This is a genomic window from Pseudomonas sp. R1-1 (genome assembly GCF_051132135.1).
Lineage (GTDB): Bacteria > Pseudomonadota > Gammaproteobacteria > Pseudomonadales > Pseudomonadaceae > Aquipseudomonas.
In genome coordinates this window covers 3569265-3585802 of sequence record NZ_CP071663.1, presented here as the reverse complement: position 1 = coordinate 3585802, position 16538 = coordinate 3569265, and the positions used below count along the sequence as shown (strand labels likewise).

General features: G+C 56.1%; 13 protein-coding genes. 6 read left to right on the top strand and 7 right to left on the bottom strand.

The genetic code is table 11. From position 1 onward, the window contains the following. Positions 1-53 precede the first annotated feature (53 nt). Positions 54-1115, bottom strand: coding sequence for an SDR family oxidoreductase (locus tag J3P75_RS16010; protein ID WP_434707387.1), 1062 nt, complete (start codon positions 1113-1115; stop codon positions 54-56). Positions 1116-1216: 101 nt separating this feature from the next. Here J3P75_RS16010 and J3P75_RS16005 point away from each other — a divergent pair, with 101 nt between their 5' ends. Beyond that, the gene (locus tag J3P75_RS16005; RefSeq protein WP_434707386.1) at positions 1217-1861 is read left to right on the top strand and encodes a thymidylate kinase; all 645 of its coding nucleotides are present in this window, start codon (positions 1217-1219) and stop codon (positions 1859-1861) included. 53 nt (positions 1862-1914) lie between these two features. Here the strand turns inward: J3P75_RS16005 and J3P75_RS16000 are convergent, their stop codons facing one another. From J3P75_RS16000 to gspI, 6 genes are all read right to left on the bottom strand, one after another. Further along, positions 1915-2208, bottom strand: a complete 294-nt coding sequence (locus tag J3P75_RS16000) for a hypothetical protein (protein WP_434707385.1) — start codon at positions 2206-2208, stop codon at positions 1915-1917. Positions 2209-2411: 203 nt separating this feature from the next. Then, positions 2412-3833 carry a DUF6161 domain-containing protein gene (locus J3P75_RS15995; protein ID WP_434707384.1) on the bottom strand — a complete coding sequence of 474 codons (1422 nt, stop codon included), beginning with the start codon at positions 3831-3833 and terminating at the stop codon, positions 2412-2414. A gap of 496 nt (positions 3834-4329) precedes the next feature. Then, positions 4330-8019, bottom strand: coding sequence for a DNA-binding protein (locus J3P75_RS15990; RefSeq protein WP_434707383.1), 3690 nt, complete (start codon positions 8017-8019; stop codon positions 4330-4332). 486 nt (positions 8020-8505) lie between these two features. After that, the gene (locus J3P75_RS15985) at positions 8506-9075 is read right to left on the bottom strand and encodes a LemA family protein (RefSeq protein ID WP_434707382.1); all 570 of its coding nucleotides are present in this window, start codon (positions 9073-9075) and stop codon (positions 8506-8508) included. A gap of 3 nt (positions 9076-9078) precedes the next feature. After that, on the bottom strand, positions 9079-10206 hold the full coding sequence (locus J3P75_RS15980) for a hypothetical protein (protein ID WP_434707381.1): 1128 nt from the start codon (positions 10204-10206) through the stop codon (positions 9079-9081). Positions 10207-10420: 214 nt separating this feature from the next. Then, positions 10421-10807, bottom strand: a complete 387-nt coding sequence (gene gspI, locus J3P75_RS15975; protein ID WP_434707380.1) for a type II secretion system minor pseudopilin GspI — start codon at positions 10805-10807, stop codon at positions 10421-10423. 147 nt (positions 10808-10954) lie between these two features. On the opposite strand from gspI, the gene gspG reads away from it, so the two are divergent. Genes gspG through gspD form a run of 5 tightly spaced genes read left to right on the top strand, consistent with a single transcriptional unit; the run spans position 10955 to position 16457 of the window. Beyond that, positions 10955-11413 carry a type II secretion system major pseudopilin GspG gene (gene gspG / locus J3P75_RS15970; protein WP_090282977.1) on the top strand — a complete coding sequence of 153 codons (459 nt, stop codon included), beginning with the start codon at positions 10955-10957 and terminating at the stop codon, positions 11411-11413. An 8-nt stretch (positions 11414-11421) separates the two neighbouring features. Next, complete coding sequence (gene gspK / locus J3P75_RS15965; protein WP_434707379.1) at positions 11422-12381, top strand: type II secretion system minor pseudopilin GspK; 960 nt, start codon at positions 11422-11424, stop codon at positions 12379-12381. Next, positions 12378-13556: a type II secretion system protein GspL gene (gene gspL / locus J3P75_RS15960; RefSeq protein WP_434707378.1), complete on the top strand. Its 1179-nt coding sequence runs from the start codon at positions 12378-12380 to the stop codon at positions 13554-13556. Before gspK ends, gspL begins: the two co-directional genes overlap by 4 nt. Further along, positions 13549-14091: a type II secretion system protein GspM gene (gene gspM / locus J3P75_RS15955; protein ID WP_434707377.1), complete on the top strand. Its 543-nt coding sequence runs from the start codon at positions 13549-13551 to the stop codon at positions 14089-14091. The genes gspL and gspM overlap by 8 nt, the downstream gene beginning before the upstream one ends. Next, complete coding sequence (gene gspD / locus J3P75_RS15950; protein WP_434707376.1) at positions 14088-16457, top strand: type II secretion system secretin GspD; 2370 nt, start codon at positions 14088-14090, stop codon at positions 16455-16457. Before gspM ends, gspD begins: the two co-directional genes overlap by 4 nt. Positions 16458-16538: the final 81 nt, after the last annotated feature.

The window sequence follows — 16538 nt, the reverse complement described above, 5'->3', positions numbered from 1 at the left end:
GGATGGCGCCTGAAGTCAGGCGCCGCACCGTTTCATATCCGCTGTGGAACGACCTAAGGTATCAAGCGCATCTCGCGCAGTTTGTCGAACACATCGAAAAATGCCTGATCGCTCGCCTGGTAGGCCGTGAACCCCATTGCACGACTTTTCGACATGTCCGTGACCACTTCGATGGGGCGACCAAGGTCTGCATCGGTATGCCATGGCGATATCAGGCGACCAATGTCAGATTCCTTCAAACCGTGTTCGGCAACTATTTGCGTCCACACGGTTTGGTCGTTGGCCATCTGCTTCTCAAGCGGTGAGAGGGACGCGGGATAGTCGGCGGCAGGCACCTCGAAGTATTCGGCAATCCGCCCCCACATCCATTTCCAGCGAAACACATCGCCATTGGTGACATTGAATGCCTGGTTGGCCGCCGCCGGCGTGGTGGCCGCCCATAGTTGCTGTTTCGCCAACTGCCGCGCGTCCGTCATGTCGGTGAGGCTGTCCCATTGCACCCGTGATCCGGGAAACACAAAAGGGCGATTAGTGTGTTTGCAAATCGAGGCATAGACGGCGAGGGTGGTTGCCATGTTCATCGCGTTGCCAACGGCTACCCCGGTGACGGTATGTGGGCGGTGAACGCTCCAGGTAAAACCGTCCTGTTCGGCGGCGGCGAAGAGTTCGTCTTCCTGGGCGTAATAGAAATTCTCGACATCCAGACGACCCTGCTCTTCGCGAAACGGTGTTTGCGGCAGGCTGCCTTTTCCATACGCTTCGAACGGGCCGAGGTAGTGTTTCAGGCCGGTCACCAGCGCTACGTGCTCAACGCTCTTGGCTGGGCGAACGGCGCTGAGGACGTTGCGTACCATGGCGGCATTGACGCGAATGTTCTCGGCTTCCGTGGCTTGCCGTGACCATGTGGTGATGAACACATGGGTGGGTTTCAACCCCGCAAGTGCACGTTCCAGCGAAGCCGGATCCTGGAGGTCAGCCGCGACCGGGATCACGCCTTGCGCTTGCGAGGGGTGCCGCGACAGCGCGGCGACCTGCCACTGGTTGTCGATGAGTAACTGCGTGATGGCGCTGCCGACGATGCCGCTGGCGCCCACGACCAAAGCTGTCTGAGTCATAGGTTTCTCCTGTATTCAGGTTTGGGAGTTCGCCTGAACGGCAGAGGTTCAACCTGAAAATCCGTTAGAGTGTTCACTACTCCCCGTTGAAGCCCGTGAAAATGAATCGTCCGCTGTTCGTCGCGCTGGATGGCCCCAAAGGCGTCGGCAAAACCTCGCTGTTGGAAGCCATCACCGAAGCCCTGAGGGCCGACAACCAGAAAGTCATCCGGCTTTGCGAGAAGAAAAGCGACCCGTTCCGGGGCGAGACAATGCAATTGGTAAACCGACTCGCCCGCCAGCCTGACCGGGCTCTGGAACTGCAAGTTTGCCAGCGTCTGGCTGATAGCCGCCGCTGGATTTCCCGGCACGTGCTGACCCGACAACCCACCGACAGCATTATCCTGATCGATCGCTGGTACCCGTCCGAGGCCGCATTTCGCCGGACAGTCCCGTTCGCAGAAATCCTGCAGTTGAACCTTGATCGTGACGTCCAGGTGCCAGACCTGCATGTCGGCGTGGTCACAGCGGCAGAGATTTCCTGGGCGAGGGCGGCTGCACGACGGCGCGGCTTGAGCAGTACTGTGCTTCGTGGTCTGGAGGAGCATGTCGCTTGTACTCAGGCGTTTGAGCAAGCGGTTGCTGAACAGGGTTGGTTTTTATGCCGGAACGAGGGAACGATCGAGGAGGCGACGAGGCGGGTGGTTGGGGAGATTAATCGGGTGATGAGCGGTCTCCCTGTTCTCAGTTTCAGTCCGCTCGGCTGAGCGGGGCGGACGTGTAGGTCGCTTTCAGCTCGCAATAGCCTCCAGAACCGTAGTTACACCAGTTTTTCAATAGAAAACGAGGTGGCTTGAATCGTGATATCTCCAAAATCACCTTCAAGCAATAAACCATTATCAACGACGTTTATCCCTTCAAGTTCTCCGAGCTCGCTGCAGCTTTGAACGTAAAGAGCGCCAAGTTTGATAGCTAGCTCCGTGCCGTCCGCGTTCCATGCCATCAGTTTGTTTTTGGTCCCGTCATCCAGTCTCACAACCATCTCGAAAAAGCGATGAGCTTGGTCGACTGTGATCGATAAGACAGTGCTTTCTTCAAGTGCCCGAATATCCATTATGAAGCTTCATTCGATTAAATCCGCATCCTACTACAGGCCGGTTTCAGCGAATGCATGCGTCGCAAGGGAATGTCTGCTTCTGGCCGAAAGCCGCCGTTCGTTTGCGGCAGCTATCGGCCAATAGCGGTCGTTCTGGAATGGGTCGAAAGCAGTCATCCGTTGTCAGCTGTCGAACCGAGATTCGCCTGCGTCATCAAGACCTAACTTGGTTTTTTCTCAGCAATAGTTTTGAAAATTAACTCTAAAGGGCTCGAAAATGGAATTTCTTCTATAGACCCGGATTTCGTAGACCTAAACAAGCTTTCCAATACCAACTTTCGATCATCCTCAGACTTTAATTTACCTTCATTCAGCAACGCCAAATATGTCTTTGTAAAAGTAATCCTTTCTTCAGCCTCCAGCGCCAGGTAAGAGTGGGTATTAAACTGGCGAAGAGTAATTTTTATAAGAATCCCTAACAACGTTATCAAGAGTGCGGCTCCAGCTATATCCGCCACTGCAATGGTAAGCTCAGAGCGAACAGGGCCTGATAAGGCGATTTTCGACAATGAGGAAACGGGGTCCGTTGAGGACTCCGTAGTAATAGGCGCGAGCTTGGTTGTAATGAGTTCAACATCAGTTGGTGGCGTTGAGGATGATGCTTCTAATTGCACTGAAGGTGGACTTACAGGGATTGCCTGTTCCATGCGCATCTGGTGGACTAGACTAGAAAGCCCCACAGCACCACCAGTCCCGAAGTAACCTAGCACTGAACTAAACATTACAGCCATGCTTAGCAAGATAGCAAAAAACCAAACAACCTTAAATATCGAATGATTACGCCTACGTACACTCCAGTACTGAACAGAAGCATCTAAGTCTACTTGGTCATGATAAGCCGCTTTCGCAGATGCCAAAGTATGCATCGCTTCGCTAACGGCTGCTCGTGAAGAGTCACGAACCTTTAGCATGTAAGCACCATATCTCCTGCGGCGCCGCAAGTAAGCAGCAGTCAGCGAATTGGCAAGTTCGTCCATTTCGGATTTTGCCGATGATGTTAAGTCAATTATGTCTGTAACATATTCATTGACCGCATCGGTCGCTAACTCTGCATGGGAGATAAAACGATCTAATGTTTCCTTCATCACGGATGAACGAGCTTCAGAGCCTATGGAAGAAAAACCTTGAAGAGAAATAGCAATTTGTATTGCAATCGACTTTTCGAACGAGAGCCGATCACTCTGTATCAGACTGCTTATTTGTCCATCACGATGAACAGCACTTCTTGTATGCCTATTCAAATACACAAGAGCCAGAGCAGCAGTTATCTCATCATACTCCTCCTTAGCCCTTCTGATAAGGAAACCTTCGTCACTATCGTAGAGAATGAATGGCATTTTTTCATTCTCCAATCTAAACTCTGGCAATACTTTCTTACTAGTGTACTGCTTAATCTCCTGAATTGGCCTCGAGAAGTAAGTTTCAAATATTGCCTGACCTGCATCTTTGTACGCATCGGGTAATTTAGTCAACCATTCCCAATGCGCAATCTCCGGCTCCAAGAATGACCGCATTTTTTCATAGCTTTCGAATTTTACTTTTTCGCCGTTCAGACGAAGAATCACTTCAGGTGTTTCTGGCATGGAGTCTTCCTTGGAAAGCGGAAACTTGATGAATCATCAACGTTACTAATCATAAATCACCTAAAGCCCGCGGCACAGTGGAGCTTTGGATAATATTACTTGATATTAAAGAGCCGGCGCGAGCTTTAACATCAACCTGAGCTAGGCAAAATCCACCCCGCTCCATGGACACATTGAAGACAGCTTTTGGCGCTCATCATCTTTTGATGAAAGGACGATTAAGGCTGACAGATGCCACACCATTGACTGCTTTTGACCCTAACGACCGCTATCGGCCATTAGTGGACATTGGCCGTTCATCCGTGCCGCCTGAAGTAGATGAGATATAAGTGGTCGAATGAACTCAGTCCACCATAGACCTAAAAAGTCTGCGAAAACTCATGAGTGAATATGGCAAGTTAAATGTTCATATTGGATTATGGAGGCTTCCGATGGATCGAGTGGCGAAGAGCAGAAATCGACAAAAAGCCACCCTTACGCGGTGGCATAGTAAATTTCACTTACGCTTCCTATTTACTTCTATCATCCCCTTATTTATGTCGTAACTGCTTACAGTATTCTCCTGCTTAAGACGTTCCAATAGCTCACGATCAGCATCAGTATCTGGGATCCGCAATCTACTCCTGCCCACCTCAGTGAGCTTAGGGTATTCATCATCAAGTGTTTGCAGAATCGTAAACAACTGGTCACGACTTATCACCGCTAGGTGCGGCTTAAGTAATAGCAAGATCTGCGGTGTTGAAACATTTTCTTGCGCCATCCTCTGTACAATATCGGGCGTAAGGTTTCGTCCGCATCGGCTAGCGTATCGTGCGAGTTCAGTTAGTCCTACATGGTCCGCCACCGCAACATAATTTGCGGCCTGCTCAACAATAACTTCCTTTATTGCGGGAGCAACCTCATCGCTTTTCAGAAGTTCTGCCAGATCCGATCCCACTAATGCAGGGGTCATGTAGCTTGAGAACTCCCGCGACTCTAGGATAAACCCTTTTCGCGTCGCCCAATCGGTGTTTGCAAGGTGCTCATAGGATGTTGTGTCATCCGCAATGATGTTGTACTTGAGCAACTGTGCGAAGAGGCGACCAGCTTCCGCCGCGATTTCGCTAACCTCAAGATAGCAGCGCAGGCTCATGCTCGCGACCAGCTTTGTACGGAGTTCAACGGATGGTAGATTATCCGATGCCGCCAGAATTGCTGTTGCCAACGCCATCTTCAAGTCCTCGTCAGCGGTATCGGTGTCGGTGATATCGGCAGCAGCCGTCAGGTTTTTTGCCAAATACTCATCGACCGCTCCAAGAGCCACGACATAGCGGCTAACGTTGCTGAAGGTTGCTGGGAAACGTTTATGTTCGGCCAGAGCTGGCCATGCGCCCTCAGAAACATCCGCGATATCTGGAACCACACAATCTGCGGCAGCACGCTCAATCACGTCACCAATTCGATCTGATTCTCGCATAAGTACATCTTCTAACACTGCGAGGAAGTGTTCGTTCGCATCTATAGTCGCGGAGGAACCATCGATAGCATCCAAGTACTTGCTCAAATGCCTGAGTACATAATCGTACACTGTCTCACTACGATCTCTGATGACGTCAAGTGCTACAGTTGTAGTATTTTCGATGGCGATCGCGAGGTTCAAACACGTGATCTCATACAAATTGCGTGACACAAACGACTTACGATTATGGCAACCCAACAGTTCCAGGTGAGGCACTATAATACTCGCATTCTCGAAGAGAACGCTGATGCGTTCAGCCTGGGCAGGGATGGTCGCTTCGGACGTCAGAACCTCGAACTCAGCATAGTGCGCCGACAAGTACGACGACACTGTTGAATCTATCCGCTGCCGTAAAGACGTCAGGTGTGCTAGCGCTACGTTCAAAAGCACTAGCCTTGAAGAGTCGTCCAGATCCACCTGATTTACGAGATACATGAGCACTTGTGTGGATGCGGCTGTGAACCTTTCGATGAGGCGTACGCACTCTTTCCCTGCGGTAAGGTAAGCCTGCAGAAAACTAGCCTGACGATCTCCAAGACTAACTAGCGAGCGGATCATGATGTCGGCATGGTCTATATGTCTACCCAGAAGATGGTCTAGGATATTGATGTTGTAAAGCGCAGGCTCTTTCAGCGCGCCCTTACCTCGCTCGCGGACTATAGCGTCCACGTCCTCCGGGCTTAGTTCGAAGTGTTGATCCGTCAGATCTCGCTCAACGTGATGGATAATGAAATTCGTGGCAGCGGGTCCGATGCGATCCCCATGGAAAGTTGACGTGTAGAGCGTGAAGTTGCGGTTGATATAGCCTGCACGAACGACTTGATACGCCAATCCTGGTGTTAGAATGGACTTTGCGATCGCATCGAAGGACTGGTTATTATCTTTGTACTCGACGAAAAATTTCGGTTGTTGGACAAGATCACCGAGATCAGCGCTACCCAAAAATTTAATTTCCTGCATCTTCTCATCGATCTGCTCACTGTACGCTTTGAGATCCGTTTCGTTCCAGCTCTCGGCGTCTAGAGGGTCACTAAGCGCAGCCGCAAGACTATCGCGAGTGAATGACAATTTGTTATTGAAGTAGCTGTCGTAATATATAAGTGCCGAGTTTTTTTCCGGAGAAACGAAGGTTGCCCAGAACTCCGCTTCCATGAGCTCTTTTGGAGACTTCGCGACTCCCTCAAGCAAATACACAGGACTATGTATTCGGAAATCAACAGCCTCAATTGTCCGCTGCACGTGCGCAAGCAGGCGCTCGCCCAGCTGAGCACTGCGAGTGGCAGCCCCGTTGATCCGTGAAATCTGCTGGCGAAGCGCGCGAATCTCGCCTTCGATTCTCCTGATGTTTTCAGTCACCAGTTCGCGACTAAGCTTGTAGAGTATGTCCAGCTTGCTATGGCCGAGCCGGATAGTTTCGAAATCCGTTAGATGCGTACTTTTATAGAGCATCATCGCAAAAAGGTCAGTCTCGCTCAGGTTTAGATGCTTGCCGTCGCCGGAAAAGATTCGATCGCGGAATACGATGAATTCGTTACGGACGTTCTTGAGCAGCCGCATATCCGGTACGAACTGCGTCGCTAAGTCGAGTAACTCTAGAGCTACCCGGTGCTCAACTTGACTAAGTAGCTGTAGTGCTAAGTTGCGCGCGCTGCGGTGCGTTATAAAGGGAACCACCGGGATGACTAGATCGAAAAATTTCGTGCGGTTGGCGCGTATAGCCTCGACGTGTGCAGAGTCGTCCGTCACGATCAACTCTGTACCAAAACAGCGACCTTCTGTCTCTAGACCGATACGATCAAAGATGCTGTCCTTGATCGCATAGATGAATCGGATCGGCTTCTTTATCTGGGGAGAGGCGTTGAGCAAAGTACTCAGCGCCCGAAGCGTCTCAAAGATATGAGCGTCGTTGAAACGGTCAATGTCTTCGAAGAGAACAACATCACGATTCGAGACCTCAAAGAAGTAGACAATCTCGTCGAGATACTGGTCAAAGTACGAAACTGAGCTTTCGTTGAGCGTGACTGTTGCAGCCCCTGCGGATAGCTGCTTGATATGCAATTTTCCATACAATATCCAGCTCACCATCAGGATAATCAGTGTCGCAGCGCTCCAAATGGCAGCGTGAGTCCAAACGCCAATAACCACGTGTGGCGTGAGCACAGCATCAATTTTTACGGTCCATCCAGTCAGCAGGAAAACTACAGCAACGACAAACCCCAGCAACACCGATGTTCCAATAGCCCGCCACCATCGGAAACGCTCAATACGCCGAAACCGTGAGCCAGGGGTTTTGCTCGGATATTCTCGATAGAGCAGTTGCTTGACAATCTCTTGCTGAATGCGATTGGTTGGAGTTGTGGCTTGGATAGGCACAGAGTTATCAAGCTGAGTAGCTTCGATGGGGGCAAGCGTCGAGAGAGATAGCTCTACGATACGATTATTCTGCCGCCGAGCGACTTCCCGCATGATACTGCTCTTACCGACACCGTAGTTGCCGGACAACGCAATGTTGCGAACCTGATCGTTAGCAAGAGCAGTTTCGATTGCGGCGACGTAACCGCCATGCTCCTCTGCTAGGTACTCAGGGGTAAGCGGAACCAGCCCCCACGTTTCCTTGGCAATTACCTGTTCAGAACGGAAGATGTTCCGAACACGATCACGGATGCCGCGCAAAAAATGACAGACCACACGTCCTCCTGACGAAAGTTCTAAATTAAAGCATTACCACATATTTCCAAAAAACCGAACAACTCTATTGTCTCTGAAACACACATCACTGATGTTCATCCTATTTTCAGACGGAGTATCTCGTTCCGATAGTTCCGAAGTACTGACCCCATTGAATGCTTACAGAGAAGAGACCTCAACTTGAATGCCGAAAATTGACCTTGTAGTCCTCCGCTGGCTGTAGTGGTCGCTTGCCAACGTCCGCTTCTGGCCGAAAGCAGCCGCTCGTAACGGCCGCCTATAGGTGATAAACAGCTCTCGGTGGCGAGCGTCTATATCTGCACAGAATCAAGTGGCGATTTCAGTGAAGCTTCACCAGACAAAACCTGCTCGAATCCAGCCCCACGTTCCTCTACGAATCGACCAATTCCAAAAAACACCACGAAGCCGCCCACTGCAGGCTCGATATCGCCAGCAGGCTAGCTCCCAAAGGTTCGGTGTCGCGACTTAGATATTCGGGGTGTACGAGAAGCCTTGCGAAGCTTCGGTATCGGAAAACGGTGTTACGCGCGTTTTCTTGTTGAACAGGCCATTGACGACCGAGCCCGGGAACATTTCGATGGAGTTGTTGAACAGTTCGACGTTGCGGTTGTAAATGGTGATGGCGGCGCCGACGTTTTCTTGTTGCTCGGCAATTTCACGCATCATGTTATTCGCGGCTTCGGATGCTTTCAGGTCAGGGTAGGCCTCGAAAGCGATGCGCAAGCCACCCATCAGTTCCCGCGAGGCGGTTTCAACGGTCGCGAGGGCATTGCCGTTCGCGCCAGCAGGAAGGGCGTTTATCGCGCTGCGCAGGCCGGTGATTTTTTCCAGAAGGCTGGCCTCATAGACCATAAAGTCTGCCAGCACCGTTTGCAGTTGATCGAGCACCTTGGTCTTCTGGCGCTCGTAAACAAGGACGTCTGACCAGGCACGTTGAACGCGGTTGTGCCCCCCGATAATACCGTTGTAGATGCTCAGGCCCACGCCGATTATGACGATAGCGATTACAGCGGGGAGGATGAGTGCAATGTCCATGGCTTACTTCTCTTGGCGGTTTGTATGGGGAAGGGCGCTGAAGTTGTCATCGTGCAGTTCACTGAGTTCATGACTCCATTGGAGCACTGACATCAGGCGCGGCAGTTCGATGCCCGCAGAAATCTCTGCGTGAAAATAGTTGGGTGAAGACAGCGAATGCTGAGCACCGTACGCGAACAGGTCGTTGTTCTCAAAGCTGAGGCACAGCTGTCCGCTGTCAGAGAACTCCAGGTTCGGGCGTTCGAGGATGTCGAACAGCTTCAGCAAGTGGAGCACCGTCGAGGGCTTGATGAATTTCGCACAGAGCATCTCGCTGCGACCGCTCAAATGGAACGCTTTATTGAAATCCGGGGAAGCCGTGTCCATGGGGTGCGAATAGTCGTTCTGTGTCTGGTAATCAGATCTGACCGATATCCCGGTGACCCATGGAAAGTCGATGACCAGGCTGTACCGGTCGTAGTGGTCGTGCACCACTCGAGTCTCTGTTTTGGTATTGCCCTTTTCGTCGGTAACCGTTGTCTCTACCTCTCGTCGATTGACATAGTGCAGTTGGCGGTACGTGTAAGAAAGATTGCGCAACGTGCCGTTAAATACACCCTGTATCGACTTCAGCAGCGCCCGACTGTGGTCGCCCCGGCGGTAATCACCAAATTCCGTGTCCAGCTTCTTGAGGGTCGTAGCCGAGTCCTCTTTCAGGAAAGCCAGTCCGTTGTGGAAGTAGGATGACAGTCGAGCAATTCTTTTACTGAGCGCAGGCAACCGATCGGATTTGGATTTCATCCATGCCAGACTCCAAACGACCAATACGATGCCAAGCAAACCAGTGCCTGTGCCGAACGAGTCGGGATCAATTTCCAGCCGGTAGAAGAACAGTGCGACGCTATAGACGTGTCCAATCCAGTAAAGGCCCACAGCACTCGCAATCAATAACAGGCCAGTCCCGAAAAACCGCCATGCGAGTGTGCGATCGTATTCGAGCGGGCCTTTGTGTGAGGCGAACCCATGGATTACGTCCAACAAGTCAGTGTTGGACTCGGCTCTTTCAATACTGGCCTCGCTCACGGCCAGCAACTTATCCAACCTCGCATTGTGCGATGTTTTAGGCCTGTAGACATCGATCAAAGAAGGCAAGATAAAAGGCTCATAAAGGCATAAGGATAAGGCGCACAAGCAACGGCACGGATTGAGAATCGGGCTCTATTCATGATCTGCCAGAAACGGTGAAAGGAGTGGACGATATCATTCTGATGCGTTGAACGCCTCGGAGAGTTGGCGTTGAATCGATCGCCAGGCCGCCGCAACCCTCGAATACCCCCGAATCAGTCCCCTCTCCTGGGGGAGAGGGCTAGGGTGAGGGGCTGTCCGTTCGCGACGCTAAAGTCTCCAGCCTGGCCAACGGCGGCGCATCCTGACTGCGGTCAAACACCTGAATCCCCACCTTGAGCAACCGCCCATTCTGCGCCGCCCCAATCACCTGCTCGCAGCGCAACAACAACCGCCCCTGATCACACTCAACCGCTTTCATCCCCGTCGGCAACCGCCCCTCCAACCGCAACTCCGCCATCCGGCTCTGCGCCGCCACCAGCGCAATCGACCGATCCCGCAGCAGCCCGTTGCTCTGCGTCATCAACCCCGCCACGCGCACGGCCGCGGACATCGCCACGGCAATAATCGCCAGCGCCACCAGCACTTCAATCAGGGTGAATCCGGCTTCTCGGGAGCGCGCAGGCATAAAAGGCCCAAAAGCAAAAAACAGCCCTCGACGCTAACCCGCGTGCTTGACGGCTTGACGACGAAAACTCCCGAGGATTTTCAACATCCCTGACATATCTTCTTGCAACACTGCGCGTCGAATCGAACCAAGCCAGGGACTGTCGAGATGGATATCGCACCTTTCACTTCGCGCAAACAACCGCTGCGTACGCCGCGTGGTCAGCAGGGTTTTACCCTGATCGAGATCATGGTGGTGGTGGTCATTCTGGGGATTCTCGCGGCAATGGTGGTGCCCAAGGTGCTTGACCGGCCGGATCAGGCGCGGGCGACGGCGGCGAAGCAGGACATTGGCGGTTTGATGCAGGCGTTGAAGTTGTATCGCCTCGACCACGGCACGTACCCGAGCATGAATCAGGGGCTGAAAGTCTTGGTCGAGCGGCCGGCGGATGCGAAGAACAGCAACTGGCGCTCGTACCTGGAGCGCTTGCCGAACGATCCGTGGGGCCGGCCTTATCAATACCTCAACCCCGGTGCCAATGGCGAGATCGACATCTTTTCCCTCGGTGCCGACGGTCAGCCGGACGGCGACGGCGTGAATGCCGATATCGGTTCCTGGCAGTTGTAAGGCCGGCCATGAATCGCCGTTCGCCCAAGGGGGCGAAGCAGGGAGGCATGGCGATCATCAGCGCATTGTTGATTGCCGCCGTGGTGGCGGTGATCGCGGCGGGGATGTTGACGCGCCAGAGCGTGTCGACCCGTGCGCTGGAAGCCGATCAGCAGCGCATTCAGGGGCGCTGGCTGGCGCAGGGCGGGCTGGAGATCAGTCGTCAGTTGCTTTGGGATGCACGCCAGCGTGACCCGTTGACCCGGCTCGATCAGCCGTGGGCGCAACGCTTGAATGCGCAGGGTTTTGAGGGGCGGCTGGAGGATGAGCAGGGCAAGTTCAACCTGCGCAACCTGGTGGCCAACGAACGCGTGGATGATGAGCAGGTGCAAGCGTTCGAGCGCTTGTGCGGCTTGCTCGGTGTGAATGCCGGGTTGAGCCAGCGGATCATTCAGCGGGTGATCGGCTCTTACCCGCGAGTGCTCAATCCGCAGATCGCCGAAACTACGAAAAACACCTTCGACAGCGGTCGCTTGACCTCGCCCAATGCTTCACGCAAACCACAAAACCCTACACTGCCGATGCTGCGCAGCCTTGAGGATTTGCGCAGCGTCGACGGCGTGAATGACGCGGTGATCGACAAACTCGCGGCGTACCTGACGGTGATTCCGGCGACGACCTGGCTCAACGGCAACACCGCCACCGCGCCGGTGTTGGCGGCGTATGTGCCGGGATTGTCGCTGGAGCGCGCGCAGGCGCTGATCAATGAGCGCGATGCCGGGCGCTGGTTCATCAACCGGGGCGATTTCGTCAACCGCTTGCGCATGCCGGAACTGGAGCTGACCACTGTGCGGGTCGGCATCACCAGCGACTGGTTTGGCCTGCGCGGCGAAGCACGGCGCGATCAGCGGCGCGTCAGTCTCGAGGCGTTGCTGCATCGCAGTCAGGACCGCTTGCCACAAGTGATCTGGTCGCGGGTGGGCGCATGAGTCAGCTCAGAGTGGCGCTGCCGCCATTGGCGGATCTTGATCTGGACAGCGAATTGCACGCTGCCTGGCTGGACCGTGCCGGTCAGGTCAGCCGCGAACAATCCATGAGTTTGAGGCAGTTGAGCCAAGTGCCGAAACTGCCGCCGCTGCTGGGTTTTCTGCACCCGGCGGACAGCCTGTTGGCGAGTATCGATCTGCCGCCGCTGCCGGCCAATAAAACCGCAGCGGCGGTGCAGTGCGCGGCGCAGGCCTTGGTGCTCGGCGACCTCAGCGAGATGCACGTTGCCCACGGCCCGCGCGACGAGGCCGGGCGGGTGCAGATCGCCTGGGCACCGCGTCAGCCGTTGCAGCAACTGGCGCAGTTGATGAAACACACGGGCCTGAATTTGCGAGGGCTTTACTCTGCGGCCTACAGCTTGCCGGTGTTGCCGGGCACTGTCGCCTGCGTGCAGGACGGGCATCTGCTGCTGCGCGACAGCGTGCAAGCAGCGCGGGTGCAGCCATTGTTCGGCGAGGACGTCGACACCGCGATGTGGGAGCCGGGCACCACCCTGCACTGGATTGGCGATCAGGCGCCGGCGTCTGCCGAGGTGCCGATGGCCGATGCCCAGCGCTGGACCGGGCCGTTGCCGGGTTGGGGCTTGCACGGCGCGGTACAGTCGCAAACCCCCGAGCATCGCGGCTGGGGCCGGGCGATCGGCTTATCGGCGCTGGCTGTCGCGGTGTGGGTTGTTGGCCTGAATCTGTACGCCGCGCGCGAAGCCAGCCAAGGCCAGCAGCTCAAGGCGCAAATGAGCCAGCGGGTCAAACAGGCCTTCCCGCAGTTGCCGGTGATTCTCAACCCGCTGCAACAGGCGCGGCAGCAATTGGCCGAGCGGCAAAAGGGCGCGACAGATGATCCGGCGCAAACCTTCAATCGCCTGGTGTTGCAGGCCGGCAGCGGCATGCCGTCCATGGCCGGCACGGTCGAGCGCCTGACTTTTGCCGACGACACCTTGCAACTGGCGTTGCTCAGCGAGGCCCGACGTAGCGCGAATAATCAGGATTGGCAAAGCACGTTGGCACAGGCCGGCATCAGCGTCACCGCCGACGACGAGGGCTGGGTTTTGCGCCCGTCCAGCGAAGCCAGTGCAAGCGACAGCGACGACAGCAGCGGAGCAGAAGCAGATGAGTAAGCTCGCGCCTTACCGGGCGAAGTGGCAGCGCTTCACCGCTCAGTTGCAAGCGCGCTGGCAGCCGTTGGCGCCGCGCGAGAAACGTATGGTCGGCGGCATGGCCGTGGCGCTGATTGGCCTTTTACTGTGGGTTGCGCTGATCCAGCCGCCATTGAAAAAAATCAGCTATTGGCAAACCGAAACGCCGAAGCTGCGTGCGCAGACCGAAGCGCTCGAGGTGCTGCTGCGCGACGTCAGCGTGCGCCCGGACGGGCAAAGCGTGGCCCAGGCGCTGGAGCAAACCCTGCAGGCCAGCAACCTGGCCGGGCACTATCAACTGCAACCCGACGCGGCCGGCGCCTGGCAACTGAGCTTCGATGGCGCGCCAGCGGACGCCGTAATCGACTGGCTGCTGAGCACTCCGTCGCAACTTTCTCTGCAAGTGGTCGAGGCGCGTTTGCAACGCGCAGACAACCCCTCGACCGAAGTCACTGCCGGCACGTTGTCAGGCACCGTTCGCATGGATCAGGCGCTGGGCGCTAAGGAAGCTTCATGAAGGGGTCAGGATCCAAACCGGCACAACTGGCATTGCCGTTGTTGCTGATGGCGTTGAGTGCGTGCAGCACCACCGGAACGCCGCAAAATCAGCCGCCGTTGCTGGTCGACAGTGAATTGGGCCGACCGCTGGCGAGTACCCAGCGCAGCGGCGACGCGGTGCTCGATCGCGAACGCGCGCAGGCGCAGGCGCGACCGGCGCCCAAACAGTTGCACAACATCAGCAAAAGCGCGCGGGCCGGGGCCACGTCTACGGGCAGCAGCTTGCCGAGCAATCCGTTGGGTGATCAACCGGTGACATTGAATTTTGTCGACGCCGATATACAAGCGGTGGTGCGCGCGCTGTCGCGTTCGACCGGCCAGCAGTTTCTCGTCGATCCGCGGGTCAAGGGCACGCTGACCCTGGTTTCGGAAGGGCAGGTGCCGGCGCGGCAGGCTTACGACATGTTGCTGGCGGCATTGCGCATGCAGGGTTTCAGCGTGGTCGATGTCGGCGGCGTCGCCCAAGTGGTGCCGGAAGCCGATGCGAAACTGCTCGGCGGGCCGATCTACAGCGCCGACAAACCGGCCGGCAACGGCATGCTCACCCGCACCTTTCGCCTGCAATACGAGAACGCGGTGAACCTGATTCCGGTGCTGCGGCCGATCGTCTCGCCGAATAACCCGATCAACGCTTATCCGGGCAACAACACCATCGTCATTACCGATTACGCCGAGAACCTCACGCGCGTTGCGCAGTTGATCGCCAGCATCGATTCGCCAAGCGCGATCGACACCGACGTGGTGCAGATCCAGAACGGCATTGCTGCCGACATCGCGCCGATGGTCGCCGATCTGCTCGACGCACCGGGCAACGATCCGACGCAAAAAATCGCCGTGATCGGTGATCCGCGCTCCAACAGCATCATCATCCGCGCCGGCAGCCCCGAGCGCACCGAGCTGGCGCGCAACCTGATCTACAAACTCGACAACGCGCAGAGCAGTCCGAGCAATCTGCATGTGGTGTACCTGCGCAACGCGCAAGCGGCGAAACTGGCGCAGGCGCTGCGGGGGCTGCTCACCGGCGAGAGCGACAGTGGTACCAGCGACGCTGCGCGCTCGGTGCTCAGCAGCATGGGCAGCAGCACCGGTGGCAACGCCGGGCAGGGCGCCCAGAACGGTGCGTCAACCAACGGCAACACAGCGACGACCACCAACAGCGGCAGCAGCGGCGGCAGCTACGCCCAGGGCAGCGGCGCCAGCAGCAGTAGCGGCGGGGCGCAAAGCAGCGAGCAGAACGTCGCGTTCACCGCCGGCGGCGTGACCATTCAGGCCGACGCCACCACCAACACCTTGCTCATTTCCGCGCCGGAGCCGCTGTACCGCAACCTGCGCGAGGTCATCGATTTGCTCGACCAGCGCCGTGCGCAAGTGGTGATCGAAAGTCTGATCGTCGAAGTCGGCGAGGACGATGCCAGCGAATTCGGCGTGCAATGGCAGACTGGCGATCTGGGCGGCAAAGGCGTGATCGGCGGCGCCAATCTGGGCGGTTCGGGAATCAACCTCAGCGGCAAGACGAGCCTTGATGTGTTGCCGCAGGGGCTGAACCTTGGCTACGTCAACGGCACCGTCGACATCCCCGGCATCGGCAAGATTCTCGACCTGAAAGTGCTGGCCCGCGCGTTGAAGAGCAAGGGCGGCACCAACGTGCTGTCGACGCCGAACCTGCTGACCCTGGACAACGAAGCGGCGAGCATTTTCGTCGGCCAGACCATCCCGTTTGTCAGCGGCAGTTACGTCACCGGTGGCGGTGGCACCAGCAACAACCCGTTCCAGACCGTGACCCGCGAAGAGGTCGGCCTCAAGCTCAATGTGCGCCCGCAGATTTCCGAGGGCGGCACGGTCAAGCTCGATATTTATCAGGAAGTCAGCAGCATTGACGAACGCGCGTCCGCCAGCGTGAATGCCGCCGGCATCGTCACCAACAAACGCGCGATCGACACCAGTATTCTGCTCGATGACGGGCAGATCATGGTCCTCGGCGGCCTGCTGCAGGACGGCTACAGCCAGAGCAACGACGCGGTGCCGTGGCTGTCGACGATTCCCGGGATCGGCGCGCTGTTTCGCAACGAGCGCCGGGCGATCACCAAGACCAACCTGATGGTGTTCCTGCGCCCGTACATCATTCGTGACAGCGAAGCGGGGCGCAGCATTACGCTGAACCGCTACGACTTCATGCGCCGCGCGCAGAGCGGTCTGCAACCGGAGCGCAGCTGGGCGATGCCGGACATGCAGGCGCCGCAGTTGCCCTCGGCAGCGCAAGGCGTGCCGGCGGTGGTGCCGACTTCCGGCCCGCGCGCGACGATCAAGGCAGTGCCCATCCGATGAACGCCATGTCCCGTCGTGATCTTGATCGTTCCCATGCTCTGCGTGGGAATGCCTCTTGCGACGCTCTGCGTCGGCTTTGGG